A 14,487-nucleotide genomic window follows, 5' to 3' on the forward strand; every position below is an offset into this window, starting at 1 on the left:
AGGGGAAGTGACATGCCTGTAGCGAACCACAAGACGACTGTCCCGGTGGTCGTCGATGAAGAAAAGTGCATCGCCGACAAGGGGTGCCGGGTCTGCATCGACGTCTGTCCGCTGGATGTCCTGCTGATCGATGAAGTCACGGGCAAGGCCCATATGCATTACGACGAATGCTGGTACTGCATGCCGTGCGAGAAGGACTGTCCGACCGACGCGGTCACCGTGAATATCCCGTACCTGCTGAGCTGAAGGTGGACGACATGAGCCAATACGACGACCCCGAACTGCAGGACATTGCAGACAAGCTGGCCTCCGACGATGTGGAAATGCGCCGAGTGGGTGTGCTTGCCCTGGTGGACAGTGCGGAACCTGAAGCCGCTGATCTGCTGACAATGGCCCTGAAGGACCCCGACCCTTCGGTCCGCCGCGAGGCGGCCAAGGTGGTCGACGAGTTCGAATCCGCCGACATTGCGGACGCCTTGCTGGCAGCCCTTAGCGACAGCGACGAAGCGGTCCGCAATGCTGCAGCACATGCCCTCGCGGACCTGAAGGATACCGATGCTGCGCAGCCGTTACTCGGTGCCCTGAAAGGGAGCGACGATCCGTTTGTCATCGTCGGGGTACTGGGGGCCCTCAAGCCCATGCGGCTTGCCGAGAGCTGCGAACCAGCTCTGGCCTTGCTTCAGCATGCGGATGCCGGAGTGCGTCGTGAGGCGGTATCCGTCCTCGGATGGCTGCGTTCACCGGCGAATCTTCCTGTCCTGATCGAGCGGGCACGCGACGACGCCGACCCGGATGTGCGGCGTGTCGCCGTGAGCGCCCTGTCGTACGGCGATCCGGACTCGATTGGTGATGCCTTGCTGGCCGGGCTGCAGGACGAGAATTGGCAGGTCCGCACCGAGGCGGCCTCAATGATCGGCAAGCTGCGACTGCGGTTGGCCCTGGAGACGCTGATTGAGTGCACACGTGATTCCTTCTGGCAGGTACGTGAGAAGGCCGTCGAGGCCCTGGGCACTTTGGGTGACCCGCAGGCTGTTGAGGCGGTGGGCGTGTGCACCGATGACCCGGTGTCGAACCTGCGCAAGGCTGCGGTCGGCGCGCTGGGCGAGATCGGTGATTCGACGGCGCAGGCGTATGTGGAAAGTGCTCTGGACGATCCGGACCCCGATGTCCGCAAGACTGCCCTGTGGGCCCAATCGAAGCTGCGTGTGGCGAGCTGATTTGCCGTGCGCATTCCACGAGTGCGACGTCTAGCCGAAAGGAGGCGAACGTGACCTACGTAGTGAACGAGAACTGTATCAGGTGCAAGTACACCGATTGCGTCGAAGTGTGTCCGGCGGACTGTTTCCACGAAGGACCCAACATGTTGGTGATCGACCCGGTGGAGTGCATCGACTGTGACCTGTGTGTACCGGAATGTCCGCCCGAGGCGATCCAGCCAGAAGGTGAGTTGGCCGAGGATCAGAAACATCTCCTCGACTTGAATGCCGAGCTGGCGGCCATTTGGCCGGTAATAACGTCTGCGAAGAACCCGCTTCCCGACGCGGAAGAGTGGATCGAACGCACGGGCAAGCTGGCCGAGCTGGAGCGCTGATTCGTTATGTCTCGACTTATCATTACAAGTGGGCTAATGCGCGGTGCTTTCCTGGGGGCGTGGCTGACCGGCGTGGCGACGCTGATGGGCGCGCGTCCGGTGGACGACCCGGATAACCCCCTGTTGTGGCCGCCGGTAACTACCCTGGTGATCGAGGAAACCGTGCTCGCCGAACTGGCTCGAACCTGCCCCGTGGAGGGCGGCCCGATGGCCACCGGAGGGCATGCTTAATGAGCATGCAACCGCCGAAGGAGATCCGCCTGCAGGGGCAGACCGGTGAGGTTCAGTTTCATTGGCAGACCGGTGAGGTCACCTGCAAGGGGTTCGAGGCACTGCGCCTGGCTTGTCGCTGTGCCCAGTGCACCGTGGCCCGCCGGCGGGACGAACCGGTAACGGATGCCACTCAAGTGGATGTGGTCGACATCGTTCCGTTCGGGGTCAGTGGAGTGCGTTTAGTGTTCTCCGATGGCCACGAACAGGGCATCTATCCGTGGCGTTATCTGTGGGAGATCAGCGTCAGGACCCCGGCCCATTCAACCAATGATGGAAAGACAACCCGACTGGAATCTGGGAGGTAGACCCCATGGCAGCCTGTGACCCGCAAGAGGTGCTGAGCGTGCACCACTGGAACGACACGTTGTTCAGTTTCACGACTACTCGCGACCCGGGCCTGCGGTTCGAGAACGGTCATTTCGTGATGATCGGCCTCGAGGTGGAGGGCAAGCCCTTGCTGCGGGCCTACAGCATCGTGAGCCCGAACCACGAGGAATACCTCGAGTTCCTGAGCATCAAGGTGCCGGATGGTCCGTTGACCTCGCGCCTGCAGCACATCAATGAGGGTGACCAGCTCCTGGTAAGCCGCAAGGCCACCGGCACGCTGGTGATACACGATCTGCTGCCGGGCAAGAACCTGTATTTGTTCGGTACGGGTACCGGCCTTGCGCCCTACATGAGCATCATCCGCGACCCGGAAACCTACGAGCGTTTCGAGAAAGTGATCCTGGTCCACGGTGTGCGGTACAAAAGCGAACTGGCCTACCAGGAATACCTGACCGAGGAGCTCCCGAACCACGAATACCTCGGCGAGTTCGCGCAGGACCAATTGCTCTACTACCCCACCGTCACGCGCGAGGACTTCGTTCACCAGGGACGCATCACGGACCTCATCGAGAACGGCAAGATGGCTGAAGACCTCGGTCTGCCGCAGCTCGACCCGGAACAGGACCGCGCCATGATCTGCGGCAGCCCGGCGATGCTCGAGGATCTGTCGAACCTCCTGGATCGGATGGGGTTTACCGCCTCGCCCAAAACGGGTGTGCCAGGTGAATACGTGATCGAGCGGGCCTTCGTCGAACAGTAGTCCTTCGGCGCTGACTGAGCGGGAGACAATTATGGAACGCGAGCAGATCGAGATGGACGTGGTCATCGTGGGTGCGGGTCCTGCGGGCCTCGCGGCCGCGATTCGGCTGCGCCAGTTGGCGCAGGACCAGGGCCGGGACGATCTCTCGGTCTGCGTATTGGAAAAAGGGCCCGAGGTCGGGGCGCATATCCTTTCCGGCGCGGTGGTTGATCCTCGCTCGCTGGACGAATTGATCCCCGACTGGCGCGATCTCGGAGCCCCGTTGAAAACGCCCGCCGTGGATGATCACTTCCTGTTGCTGCGAGAGCATGGAAGCCTGCGGTTGCCCACCCCGGCTGCATTGCGTAACGAGGGCCACTATGTGGGCTCACTGGGCAACCTGTGCCGCTGGCTGGGCGAGCAGGCGGAGGCACTGGGAGTGGATATCTACCCGGGCTTCGCGGCGGCCGAGGTCCTGTATGACGAACAGGGTTCCGTGCGGGGCGTTGCCACCGCGGACACCGGCTTGCAGCCGGACGGTACGCCCGGCCCGCAGCACGAGCCCGGCGTGGAGATCGTGGCCGGCCGAACCCTGCTGGCGGAGGGCTGCCGTGGATCGTTGAGCCAGCAGGTGATTGCCGCCTATGAACTGGATCAAGATGCCGATCCGCAGACCTACGGGATTGGCATCAAGGAGGTCTGGGAAGTGGATGAAGCCGTCCACCGGCCGGGCACCGTGGTGCATACCGTCGGCTGGCCCCTGGACGCCCGGACCTACGGCGGCGGCTTCCTGTATCACTTCGACGAGCGCCGCGTGTCTGTGGGGTTCGTGATCGGGCTCGATTACACCAACCCGAATCTCTCGCCCTACCAGGAGATGCAGCGGTTCAAGACCCACCCGGAGATTCGCCGCCATCTCGAGGGCGGTCGCCGCCTGTCCTATGGTGCGCGGGCCCTGGTCGAAGGAGGGGTGCAGTCCTGCCCCAAGCTGGAATTCCCGGGCGGGATGCTGGTGGGAGATGCCGCGGGCCTGCTGAACGTGGCGCGCATCAAGGGCACCCACACCGCCATGAAGTCCGGCATGCTGGCGGCGGAGGCGGTGTTCGAGCATTGGGCGAACGCATCCGAGCCGGCGGCGGCTACTGGCGTGGACCGGGAGTTGGCGGATTCCTGGGTCTGGTCCGAGCTTTGGCGTGCGCGCAACATCCGCCCGGCCTTTGCCCGCTGGGGCCTGTGGGGCGGGCTCGCATATGCCGCTGCGGACACGTATCTGTTCGGTGGCCGTGCGCCATGGACGTTCTCCCAGCACGCGGATCACGACCAGTTACAGCGCCAGTCGGAGGCCTCGCCCATCGAGTATCCGGCGCCGGACGGGGAGCTCACGTTCCCGTTGTTGTCGTCGGTGCACCTGTCCAACACCAACCATGACGAGAACCAGCCCTGCCATCTGCGGTTGCGTGACCCCGATGTCCCGATCCAGGTGAACCTGGCCGAATTCGGGGCGCCGGAGACACGCTACTGCCCGGCCGGGGTGTACGAGATTGTCGATGGCGACCAGGGGCCGCGCCTGCAGATCAACGCAGCCAACTGCGTGCACTGCAAGACCTGTGACATCAAGGACCCCACCCAGAATATCCAGTGGCAGGTACCGCAAGGCGGCGAGGGCCCGATCTATTCGGGCATGTAGGCCGCATCGAGGCCGATTGCCGGGCCGCAAAGTCAACGGGAGTGAATGCGATGAAAGTACTGGTCGGCGTGAAACGCGTGATCGATTACAACGTGAACATCCGCGTGAAGTCGGATGGTAGCGGTGTCGAGACGGAAAATGTCCGGATGTCCGCCAATCCCTTCGACGAGATTGCGCTGGAGGAGGCCGTACGCCTGAAAGAGGCTGGTATCTGCAGCGAATTGCTGGCGGTGACGGCGGGTGACGAGGCCAGCCAGGAGGTTCTGCGCAGCGCCCTGGCAATGGGCGCGGACCGCGCGATCCGGATCGATGTGCCGGAATCCCCGCAACCCCTGAATGTGGCCGCGTTGCTGGCCGCGGTCGCGCGCGAGGAGGCCGTCGACCTGGTGCTTCTTGGCAAGCAGGCGATCGACGATGACGCCAACCAGACCGGGCAGATGACCGCTGCATTGCTCGGCTGGCCCCAGGGTACCTTCGCGTCCGAGTTGAGCATCGCAGAGGGCCGGGCGCGGATAGCACGCGAGATCGATGGCGGGCAGCAGACCGTTGAACTGGACCTGCCTGCCGTGGTGACAGCGGACCTGCGACTCAACGAGCCCCGGTTCGTGAAGCTGCCCGCGATGATGAAGGCGAAGAAACGCCCCATCGAGGAACGCACGCCCGAGGCCCTGGGCGTGGATATGCGTCCGCGGGTGGAGCGGGTCAAGGTTTCCGAGCCCGTTCCCCGCGAGGCGGGTGTAAAGGTCGCGAATGTGGACGAGCTACTGGACAAGCTACGCAACGAAGCGGGAGTGATCTGATATGACCAATACCATACTGGTCCTGGCAGAAGCCACGGGCGATGCGGTCGCGCCGAGTACTCTGGCCACCCTGACGGCTGCCCGGGAGTTGGGCGATACCGTGGATATCCTGGTGGCAGGCGCGCAGATCCGAAAGGCCGCCGAGGGGCTGGCCGCGATGGCGACCGTGCGCTGCGTCCTGACTGCGGAAGCGCCGCATCTCGGCGGTGGCCTGGCAGAAGATCTGGCTGGGTTGATCACGGAGCTTGTCGGCGATTACAGCCACGTGCTGGCGCCGGCTACTACGTTCGGGAAGAACCTGCTGCCACGGATCGCCGCACTGGCGGACATCCAGATGGTGTCGGATGTCACCGGGATTCGGGACCCGGAAACCTTCGTGCACCCGATCTACGCAGGCAACGCCGACGAGACTCTGCGGGTGCTGGAGCCACACAAGCTGTTGACCATCCGACCGACCGCGTTTGCCAGGGAGGTAGTGGATGGCGGCGACGGCCGGATCGAACCTGTCGAAGTCGGCGAGTCACGAGGCCAGTCGCGCGAAGTGGACCTGCAACTGGACGAGTCCGATCGGCCGCAACTGGAATCCGCCGGGGTGGTGGTTTCTGGTGGGCGGGCCTTTGGCAGCGTGGAGAAATTTCGTTTGCTGGAGGAACTCGCAGCCGATCTGAATGCCGCCGTGGGCGCCTCGCGCGCGGCCGTGGATGCCGGTTATGCCCCCAACGACTGTCAGGTGGGGCAGACCGGCAAGGTGGTCGCACCCGAGCTGTATATTGCGGTGGGAATCTCTGGCGCCATTCAGCACCTTGCCGGCATGACTGGGTCCAAGGTCATCGTCGCCATCAACAAGGACCCCGATGCGCCGATTTTCGGCGTGGCGGACTACGGGTTGGTAGGGGACCTGTTCGAGATCCTGCCCCAGCTCCAGGAGAAGATCCGTGTGCTTCGCGGCGAGCCTGATTCGCAACTCGCGGAAGCCTGAGTAAGCGCCGGGGGCATGAGGTTCCCCCGGCTGATGTTCACGAGCGTTCGATTTCGAAGCGGTATTTGAACGCGTCGCCCACGAAGAACAGGAACTCGAAGTCGATCGGGCGTCCGGACCGATCGTGGGTCAGGCGCTCCACCTGCAAGACTGGGCCTGCCTCCGACATCCCCAGCAGTTCTTGAACCTCGTCATTCGCCAGGCCTGCGTCAATGCTAATGTTGGCCGCCCCCAGGGGGGTGCCCGACAAGTTCTCCAACAACGGGAAGATGTCGCCGGAGAGATCCTGGCTGAACAGCGGTCGCCCGACGTCCAGCGGGAAATAGCTGATCTCCAGGGAGACCGGGATCCGGTTCAGATAGCGCACGCGTTTGACTTCGACCACGGAGCCCGCCTGCGGTCCGGACAGGCCGAGGGCGTCCCGGACGCTCTTGGGCGGCTGCATTTCCTCGATTGATACGACTCGGGCCGTCGCCTCGTAGCCCTGCGCAGCCATGGCCTCGCCGAAACCCTCCAGACGGCGGACGTTCTGCACCGCCTTTGGCTTGCTGACAAAACTGCCCTTGCCCTGCGAGCTGAAGATCAGCCCCTCGTTGTGCAGGTCACGCAGCGCCTGGCGGATGGTGATGCGGCTGACGCCGAATCGCCGCGTGAGTTCACTCTCCGAGGGCAGTTTCTGGTGCGGCTCGTATGTCCCGTCGAGGATCCGCTGACGCAGGGTTTCCTTGATCTGTACATAGAGGGGTTGCGGCGATTCCTGAAGGGGCTGGCGATTCGGGCTTGGGGGTTCCATGGGAGTGGCTCGGGTTTCTTGTGGGGTACTCATTATATCGTGTCATAAGTTGGTTTCCGTTGGTAGCACGTCTGCCTAGTGTGACGAGGATGGCGGGAAGTCGCACGGCGCGGGGCGGGAGGGAGGCTGTCTTACTTGTCATGGTTTTGGGTCCGCCCGGACGGGGCATGGCACTCGGATGGCGCAGGTATTCCCCAGTGTGGAGCGGGAACCGACGGGCCTCGTATCCGCAGAGATTGTGCATGGTGTCAAAAAAGCCAATAAATACAATAAAAAAGAATATTCTTTTCGCAGTGCATGGTGTGGGCACGGAACCTGCTTAGTTCCCCTGTAGATCAGTTATGGCCTGTCAGTACAGGACAAGCGATCTCCCGGCCGGGATCAGCCGGCCATTCAAGTGTTGCACCCGCCAATGAGCGGACACCTAAATTTGGGAGAACAACCATGCGTTGGAAGCCAATTGTTGCGGCGGTCGCTCTTTCCGCCTTTTCCGGGGCCGCGGTGGCCGAAACGATTCAGATTCGGGTCGGCCACCAGAGCCAGGTCACCAATACCGTATCGGGTGGGGTCGTGATCGAGCGCTTGCGACTGTTCGAGGAACATCTGCCAACCGATGGGGAATACCAGGATGTCGATTTTGTCGTGCAGTACGCCGATTTCGACTCGGGTCCGCCAATCACTAATCGAATGATCGCAGGCCAGCTCGAATTCGGGGTAATGGGCGACTATCCGTTGATCGTAAACGGAGCGACCTTCCAGGACACCGGTCGTGCCGAATCCCTGTTCGTTGCCATGACCGGGTACAACGCCCGCGGTACGGGTAATGGCATTGTGGTTCCTGTCGACTCCCCTGCGCAGAGCCTGTCGGAGCTTGCCGGTAAGCAGCTTTCGACGCCGTTCGGCAGTGCCGCCTGGGGCATGACCCTGGATGCGCTGAGCCAAGCCGGTATCCTGGATGACATCCAGCTCCGCGACCAGGGGCCACCGGTCGGGGTGGCAAATATCCGCACCGGTAATATCGATGCTCATTCGAACTTCACCCCGTGGTCCGAGGTGATGGAGTATCGCGGGTTTGGCCGTAAGGTCTTCGACGGTAGCGAAGTCGGCCAGCCGACGTTCCATGGCACGGTGGTCCGTGACGACTTCGCGGAAGAGCATCCGCGCGTGGTTGAGGCGTACATTTCAGCCACGATGGAGGCGCAGGACTGGATCATGGAAGACCCCATGCGGGCGGCGACCAAGCTGGAAGAGTGGACCACGATCGAGAAAGAGGTTCTGTACCTTTACTTCAGTGAGGGCGGTATTACCTCGGTCGATCCGACCCTGAAACCCGAGTGGGTGGATGCGCTGAAGTATCACCATGCGACGCTGCAGCGGGAGCGTTCGGTCCCCGAACTGGACTTTGACCGCTGGGTGGACGATAGCTTTGTCCGCGCGGTTTACGAGGCTCAGGGCAAGGACTACGAGGAGCAGCTGGGCAAGATCACCCGGTCCGAACCGGGCGCGCCCGGACTTCCGCCGGCCGAGGTCTGGTTTGCCGAAGAAGGCATCATCAAGTACGGCTCCATTGGCGAGATGCTCGCCGCGGTCGAAGAGGTCGAGGAATCCGGTTCCGACGAGGTTCGTGCGACGTATGTCTACGACCACGGCACGGGCCTGAAGCTGTTCGGCCATGTCGCCTCGTTTGTGGAAACCGACGACGACTACGTCGCCTTTATGCGGGCGGGTGACGCCGAGGAATATGCCAGCGAGAACGGTGGTTCCACTGTTGAGCTGGCCGTCCTTCGTTACTAGGGTAGTGTCCATTTAGCGGGTTATCCGACTCGCTTGTCTGAGGAAGCCATGGCCGATCCGATCGGCCATGGTTTTTTAGTCCTGACACGGGGCCGGTCGGTAGCATTCGCAGCGGTGAAGCCGAGGGAGCAATCCAGCCTCTGTGCCCCGCTGAACTCGCGGCGTCATTTTCGGCACCATGGCTTCTTCGTCACTCAACCGTTCGGGTCGCTCGGCCATTGCCGCCTTCCCCGGGACGTGGATGCACCGCATCCTCCCGTTACATAGAAGGAATCCGACGCCGATGCCGGTACGCGTTGTAGTACTGATGTCAGCGGCGCTCATTGCGTTCGCCGCCAATTCCATCCTTACCCGTGCCGCGTTCACCTCGACTTCCATTGATCCGGTGAGCTTTACCGCGATCCGGATTGTCTCCGGAGCGATCATGCTGTGGCTGATCGTTCGGGCCCAGCCGACTCTTCCAGAAGGACGGGGCAGTTGGGGGTCAGCGCTTGCGCTCTTCGTATACGCCATCGGCTTCTCGTTCGCCTACCTCTCCCTGACGGCGGCGACAGGAGCGCTGCTGCTGTTCGGAGCGGTCCAGGTGACCATGATCAGTTGGTATCTGGCGACCGGCGCACGCTTGACGTCTCGCCAATGGAGCGGCTTTGCCCTGGCGTTAGCAGGACTCATCTGGTTGTTGTCCCCCGGACTTTCCGCACCGCCACCGATTCCTGCTGCATTAATGATCGTGGCCGGCGTCGCCTGGGGTGTCTACACGCTGCGGGCGAACGGCAGTGGCGATCCGACGCGGGTCACGGCATCCAATTTCCTCTTGGCGAGCTTGCCTGCCCTGGTCCTGGCGATGGCTTTCATTCCAGAGGCCATCGTGGACGTTCCGGGTGTGCTGCTTGCCGCTGCGTCGGGCGCCCTGGCCTCCGGCCTGGGATATGCGGTCTGGTACGCCGCGCTGAAGCTCATTCGGACCTCCACCGCTGCGGTCGCCCAACTGAGCGTGCCTGTGATCACCGCTATCGCCGGGGCCGGGCTCCTGTCGGAACCGTTGACTCTGCGTCTGGTACTCGCCGGCCTCGTTGTTTTGGGTGGGATTGCGCTGGTGGTTGTAAAACCGAGGAGCTGAAGGCCGATGTTCGGCAAAGTTGGAAAACGAGGCGTCAGGTGGCATTTGGTCGTCGGATGAAGCAATCGCTTAGGGAGATATCAATGATCTCGCCGACAATGGTCATTATTTCAGCCCGTTCTGGTGTATAAGAAAGGTTTGGTTTGGATGGCTGATAGATCGTCGCCTCCTGCAGTTCCTGCCGGATCCGGAGCTTCATGCGCGCGTTGGAATCGATCGTACTCGCCATGGGGTCAACCACCCGTTCGCTCATATAGGGGGCGCCATCTCTCGCGGTATGCAATTAGGCGAGACCTGACAATTAGCCGAGATCTGACAAGTACATCTACCTGAAGGGACGCCGGGTGCTGGCGGACCAGATGGAATTCCTGCAGGCCCATTTCCCGCGGACCAGCCCGCTGCGGGGACGTCGGCACCCCCGATGAACCCACCGCCCCGGCACTGCGGCGCTACCTCAAGCAGTTCCTGTGGGATCCCCGCGTGGTTGAAGTGCCGCGACCGATGCGACATCTGGCGCCGTGGCTCGGGGATCCGGACAATAGCCCCGAGCAGCGGGCGGCGGCCCGCGAACGCGCCCTGGCGCTGGGCGCGGAGAACTGAACGGACCGGTGCCGCCACCGGCATGACAGCAGGGGAGAGCAGGGCGGGATGGAGCCCCACGACGGACGCAACATCGAGATCGGCGCGGTCATCATCGGCGACGAGATCCTCAGCGGGAAGCGGCGCGACCGCCACCAGGCCAACCTCACCGCCGCGCTGGCGGAGAAGGGCCTGGAACTCGCCTGGCTGCGCATCGTCGGGGATGACCCCGCGCGCCTCACGCGGACCTTCCGCGAGACCGCGGACACCGGGGCCGATGTGTTCAGCTTCGGTGGCATCGGCGCGACCCCGGATGACCGCACCCGGGCCTGCCTGGCCGAGGCCCTCGGGCTGTCACTGCAGCCCCATCCCGAATTCATCGAGCTGCTGGAGCGGCGCTTCGGTGCCGAGGCACGTCCGCATCGCGTGCGCATGGCCGACCTGCCGGAAGGGGCCGAGCTGATCCCCAACCCGGTCAATGGGATCCCGGGCTTCTCCTGCGCCCGCCATCACTGCGTGCCGGGCTTCCCCGACATGGCCGAGCCGATGATCCGCTGGGTCCTGGACCAGCGCTTCCCGGGACGCGATGCCTCTGCAGGGGCGGTGGAGGAGGGCCTGACGCTGGAAGGCGTGACCGAGAGTCGCCTGGTCCCGGTGCTGGAGGCCATGGAGGCGGCCTTCCCCGACCTGCGCATCTCCTGCCTGCCGCGCATGCGCGACGGGGCCCCGCAGGTGGAGCTGGGGCTGCGGGGGCCCGCGCCGCGCGTGACCGAGGCTCGCGCTGCCCTGCGGCGCCATCTGGTGGACGGCGGCTTCCTCGAGCATTGAGAACGCCCGTGCGGACCGGTCCGCCGCCGGCAGGATGCGACGGTCGCGCCAAAATGCGCTAACTTGGGCCCCGAAATCAGGGGGCCTGCCGATGAAGAACCTTTATCACGCCTGGCTGTCGGGGATCCGCAGCCGTCTCATTCTGCTCACCCTGCTCTCCATGATTCCGGTTGCCCTGGTGATCATCCACTCCGCCGTGGAGGCGCGGGAGATCAATTCCCGTCAGGCGGCCGAGAACCTCGCTACCCTGGCCGCAGTGATCCGGGAGCGGGTGGAGGCGGGACACGAGGACCCGCTGGGGGCCGTGGAACACCTGACCGCGATGGACCGCGCCGCCGTGCGCACGCCCGTCGCCACGCTCTGGGACCCGGAAGGCCGGGTGCTCGCGCGTGCCCCCGACACCGCCGGGCCGGCCGGAGGCGATTCGGCCGAGGCGGACCTGCTGCGTGAAGTGCGGGTGCAGGGCGGCCATGCCGGAACCCTGGAGAGCGCGGGTCTGGACGGCGTGACTCGTGGCTACGCCTACACCGTCTTCGGCCGCGATGATGAGCGCCGGATCGTGACCGTCGGCCTGTCCACCGACGTGCTGTTTTCCGAAGTGGATGCGCTGTTCCAGCGCACACTGCTGCTTCTGGGCGCCGTGTTTCTGTTTGCGCTGGGCATCGCCTGGCTGCTCGGCGAGGTGGCCGTGCGACGTCCGGTTGGGCGGCTGGCCGGTGCCGCGCGGCAGATCTCGGACGGGCGGCTGAACGTGCGGGTGGGGGATATCCACGGGGCCAGCGAGCTGACCACGCTGGCCGGTGCCTTCGACCGCATGGTGGAGAACCTCGAGACCTACGAGAAAGAACAGGAGGCCACGCAGCATAAGCTGGCCCGTGCGCGGGACGAGCTGGAGGAGAAGGTGCGCGAGCGCACCGACCAGCTGGCGCGCGCCAGTGACGCGGCGACCGAGCGCGCCGCCAGCCTCGAGCGCCAGCGCAAGGAAATGACCGTCCTCAACGAGCTGACCGATCTGCTGCAATCCTGCCGCACCCTCGATGAAACCCGTGCGATCATCCAGCGCTCCCTGGGCGAGCTGTTCGCCGGGCTGTCCGGCACGGTCTATCTGTTCAGCGAAGACGGACACTCGCTGGAGCGCATCACCGGCTGGGGCGAGCACCACGAGGAACACCCCGACACCTTTGCGCCGGACGACTGCTGGGCCCTGCGGCTCGGCCGGACCTGGGCCTGTGATCCGGAGGCCCGCAACCCCGCCTGCCGACATGACGGCAATTCGGAGATCGACTCCATCTGCGCCCCCATGCATGCCGAAGGCAAGACGCTGGGGGTCCTGCACGTGGCGGGCGGGACGCACGGGGCTTCCCCGGGCGAAAGCGCGGGTGAAAACGAACGCCTGGTGGACGCCACCGCGGCGCGTCTGGGGCTGGCGCTGTCCAACATCCGCCTGCGCGAGGCCCTGCGCAACCTGACCATCCGTGATCCGCTGACCGGCCTGTACAACCGGCGTTTCGTCGACGAGACGCTCGAGCCCGAGGTGGAACGCTGCCGGCGGGCCGAACGGCCGCTGTCGGTGCTGATGCTGGACGTCGACCACTTCAAGCAGTTCAACGACACCTACGGCCACGATGCCGGTGACGTGGTGCTGGTGGCGGTCGCCCATCTGCTGCAGAAGCTGTTCACCGGGGCCGAGCTGCCCTGCCGGCTGGGCGGGGAGGAGTTCCTGGTCATTCTGCCGGAGGCGGACGGCGACCGGGCCCGCGACCGCGCCGAGGAACTGCGCGAGGCCATCGCCGAACTCGCCCTGTTCCACCAGGGGCGCAGCCTGGGCACCGTCACCACCTCCGTCGGAGTGGCCACCTGGCCGGAGCCCGTGAGCGAACCCGATGCCCTGATCGACGCCGCGGACGCCGCCCTGTACGAGGCGAAGGACGCCGGGCGCAACCGTGTCATGCTCGTGGGTGATGCGACCGTGGGCGCCGGCGCGGGCGGGTGATTCGCGGCCGGAGGGCGGATGCTTTGCGGGAGGGCGGGAACGGGTTATATTCGAAGTGATGCCCGCCGCGCCCCGGTTGGCGGGCCCGCAAGAGAATCCGCCCGTTCATGAAAGCACGTCCCGCCGATATCGGCACCCCTATCGGCACCCCGGACATCGCGATACCCCCTGCCGCCCTGGTCCCGGCGGTGCACCGATTATCCGGCGCGGTCGCCGGGCCCCGTCCCGTGCCGCCGGACGGCATCCGGGAGGAATCCCTCGCCGCAGCATCGCTGGCGGATGACGGCTGGCTCGACACGCTTGCACGTGACGGGCGGGCGGTGTTTCCCGGGTTTCTCGAGGGCCGCCTGACCGATGCCCTGCGCCAGGAGGTGTACGCCCTGCGCAATGCCGCACGCCTGCGCTCCGCACGGGTGGGGCGGGGTCGCGAGCGCCGCCACGATGCCGCCGAACGCGGTGACCGCATCCACTGGCTGGAAGGCGCGACGCCGGCCCAGCGGGAACTGCTGGAGCGTCTGGATCAGCTGCGTCGGGTCGCCGCTCGCGGGCTGATCCCGGGGCTGTTCGAGACCGAGGCACACTTCGCGCTGTATCCGCCCGGCACGGGTTACGCTCGCCACGTGGACGCCTTTCGCGAGGGTAACCGCCGGCGGCTGTCGCTGGTGCTCTATCTCAACCGCCACTGGCGCGCCCGTGACGGTGGTGAGCTGGCGTTCTACACGCCGCAGGGCGAGGGCGACGAAGCCCGCGAACTGGAACGCGTGCGCCCCGAGGCCGGCACCCTCGCGATCTTCCTCAGCCAGAGCATGCCCCACGCCGTGCTCCCCACCCGCCGCTGGCGTGCCAGCATCGCCTGCTGGATGGGTCTGCGCGACATCGCGAACCCGCTGGACAGCCTGGATCGCAGGCTGCCGTAAGCCCCCTCGCTGGACACCCCGGCGGGCTTTTGCGACGGTAGCCGGCACGACGACGGAGAGCGGCAGG

At 64.8% G+C, this 14,487-nt stretch carries 16 protein-coding genes and 1 pseudogene; 15 read left to right on the top strand and 2 right to left on the bottom strand.

Translation table 11 applies throughout. The features are described from left to right. The first annotated feature begins 12 nt into the window (after positions 1-12). Genes C998_RS0102495 through C998_RS0102535 form a run of 9 tightly spaced genes read left to right on the top strand, consistent with a single transcriptional unit; the run spans position 13 to position 6,396 of the window. The gene (locus C998_RS0102495; RefSeq protein ID WP_017942684.1) at positions 13-246 is read left to right on the top strand and encodes a ferredoxin family protein; all 234 of its coding nucleotides are present in this window, start codon (positions 13-15) and stop codon (positions 244-246) included. An 11-nt stretch (positions 247-257) separates the two neighbouring features. After that, the gene (locus C998_RS0102500; RefSeq protein ID WP_018869272.1) at positions 258-1,217 is read left to right on the top strand and encodes a HEAT repeat domain-containing protein; all 960 of its coding nucleotides are present in this window, start codon (positions 258-260) and stop codon (positions 1,215-1,217) included. Positions 1,218-1,267: 50 nt separating this feature from the next. Continuing rightward, a complete protein-coding gene (gene fdxA, locus C998_RS0102505; RefSeq protein WP_018869273.1) occupies positions 1,268-1,591 on the top strand; it encodes a ferredoxin FdxA in 324 nt (107 codons plus the stop codon). Between the two features lie 6 nt (positions 1,592-1,597). Beyond that, positions 1,598-1,822: a hypothetical protein gene (locus tag C998_RS0102510; protein WP_026279441.1), complete on the top strand. Its 225-nt coding sequence runs from the start codon at positions 1,598-1,600 to the stop codon at positions 1,820-1,822. After that, positions 1,822-2,169, top strand: a complete 348-nt coding sequence (locus tag C998_RS0102515) for a gamma-butyrobetaine hydroxylase-like domain-containing protein (RefSeq protein WP_018869275.1) — start codon at positions 1,822-1,824, stop codon at positions 2,167-2,169. The genes C998_RS0102510 and C998_RS0102515 overlap by 1 nt, the downstream gene beginning before the upstream one ends. 5 nt (positions 2,170-2,174) lie before the next feature. Then, complete coding sequence (locus tag C998_RS0102520; RefSeq protein WP_018869276.1) at positions 2,175-2,951, top strand: ferredoxin--NADP reductase; 777 nt, start codon at positions 2,175-2,177, stop codon at positions 2,949-2,951. A gap of 10 nt (positions 2,952-2,961) precedes the next feature. Continuing rightward, the gene (locus C998_RS0102525; RefSeq protein ID WP_369771832.1) at positions 2,962-4,617 is read left to right on the top strand and encodes an electron transfer flavoprotein-ubiquinone oxidoreductase; all 1,656 of its coding nucleotides are present in this window, start codon (positions 2,962-2,964) and stop codon (positions 4,615-4,617) included. Positions 4,618-4,667: 50 nt separating this feature from the next. Next, positions 4,668-5,417, top strand: a complete 750-nt coding sequence (locus C998_RS0102530) for an electron transfer flavoprotein subunit beta/FixA family protein (protein WP_018869278.1) — start codon at positions 4,668-4,670, stop codon at positions 5,415-5,417. Position 5,418: 1 nt separating this feature from the next. Further along, positions 5,419-6,396, top strand: coding sequence for an electron transfer flavoprotein subunit alpha/FixB family protein (locus C998_RS0102535; protein WP_018869279.1), 978 nt, complete (start codon positions 5,419-5,421; stop codon positions 6,394-6,396). A 37-nt stretch (positions 6,397-6,433) separates the two neighbouring features. On the opposite strand, the gene C998_RS0102540 is transcribed toward C998_RS0102535, so the two are convergent. Beyond that, positions 6,434-7,189 carry a GntR family transcriptional regulator gene (locus tag C998_RS0102540; RefSeq protein ID WP_018869280.1) on the bottom strand — a complete coding sequence of 252 codons (756 nt, stop codon included), beginning with the start codon at positions 7,187-7,189 and terminating at the stop codon, positions 6,434-6,436. 444 nt (positions 7,190-7,633) lie between these two features. On the opposite strand from C998_RS0102540, the gene C998_RS0102545 reads away from it, so the two are divergent. Together C998_RS0102545 and C998_RS0102550 are read left to right on the top strand one after the other, a co-directional pair. Further along, positions 7,634-8,983, top strand: a complete 1,350-nt coding sequence (locus C998_RS0102545; protein ID WP_038036887.1) for an ABC transporter substrate-binding protein — start codon at positions 7,634-7,636, stop codon at positions 8,981-8,983. A gap of 283 nt (positions 8,984-9,266) precedes the next feature. Next, positions 9,267-10,103, top strand: coding sequence for a DMT family transporter (locus tag C998_RS0102550; RefSeq protein ID WP_026279442.1), 837 nt, complete (start codon positions 9,267-9,269; stop codon positions 10,101-10,103). Between the two features lie 34 nt (positions 10,104-10,137). Here C998_RS0102550 and C998_RS14750 read toward each other — a convergent pair whose 3' ends face one another. Next, a complete protein-coding gene (locus tag C998_RS14750; protein ID WP_156001236.1) occupies positions 10,138-10,356 on the bottom strand; it encodes a hypothetical protein in 219 nt (72 codons plus the stop codon). Between the two features lie 52 nt (positions 10,357-10,408). Between C998_RS14750 and C998_RS14755 the strand changes: the two are divergent. The 4 genes and pseudogenes from C998_RS14755 to C998_RS0102570 form a co-directional block, all read left to right on the top strand. Further along, a pseudogene (locus C998_RS14755) lies at positions 10,409-10,528 on the top strand (HNH endonuclease); the annotation flags it as partial. Between the two features lie 223 nt (positions 10,529-10,751). After that, positions 10,752-11,510 (top strand): molybdopterin-binding protein, encoded by a 759-nt coding sequence (locus C998_RS0102560; protein ID WP_018869284.1) that lies wholly within the window; start codon positions 10,752-10,754, stop codon positions 11,508-11,510. Positions 11,511-11,601: 91 nt separating this feature from the next. Continuing rightward, positions 11,602-13,503, top strand: a complete 1,902-nt coding sequence (locus C998_RS0102565; RefSeq protein WP_018869285.1) for a diguanylate cyclase — start codon at positions 11,602-11,604, stop codon at positions 13,501-13,503. Positions 13,504-13,730: 227 nt separating this feature from the next. Further along, positions 13,731-14,420, top strand: coding sequence for a 2OG-Fe(II) oxygenase (locus C998_RS0102570; RefSeq protein WP_018869286.1), 690 nt, complete (start codon positions 13,731-13,733; stop codon positions 14,418-14,420). Positions 14,421-14,487: the final 67 nt, after the last annotated feature.

Source organism: Thioalkalivibrio sp. ALgr3 (assembly GCF_000377325.1).
GTDB lineage: Bacteria > Pseudomonadota > Gammaproteobacteria > Ectothiorhodospirales > Ectothiorhodospiraceae > Thioalkalivibrio.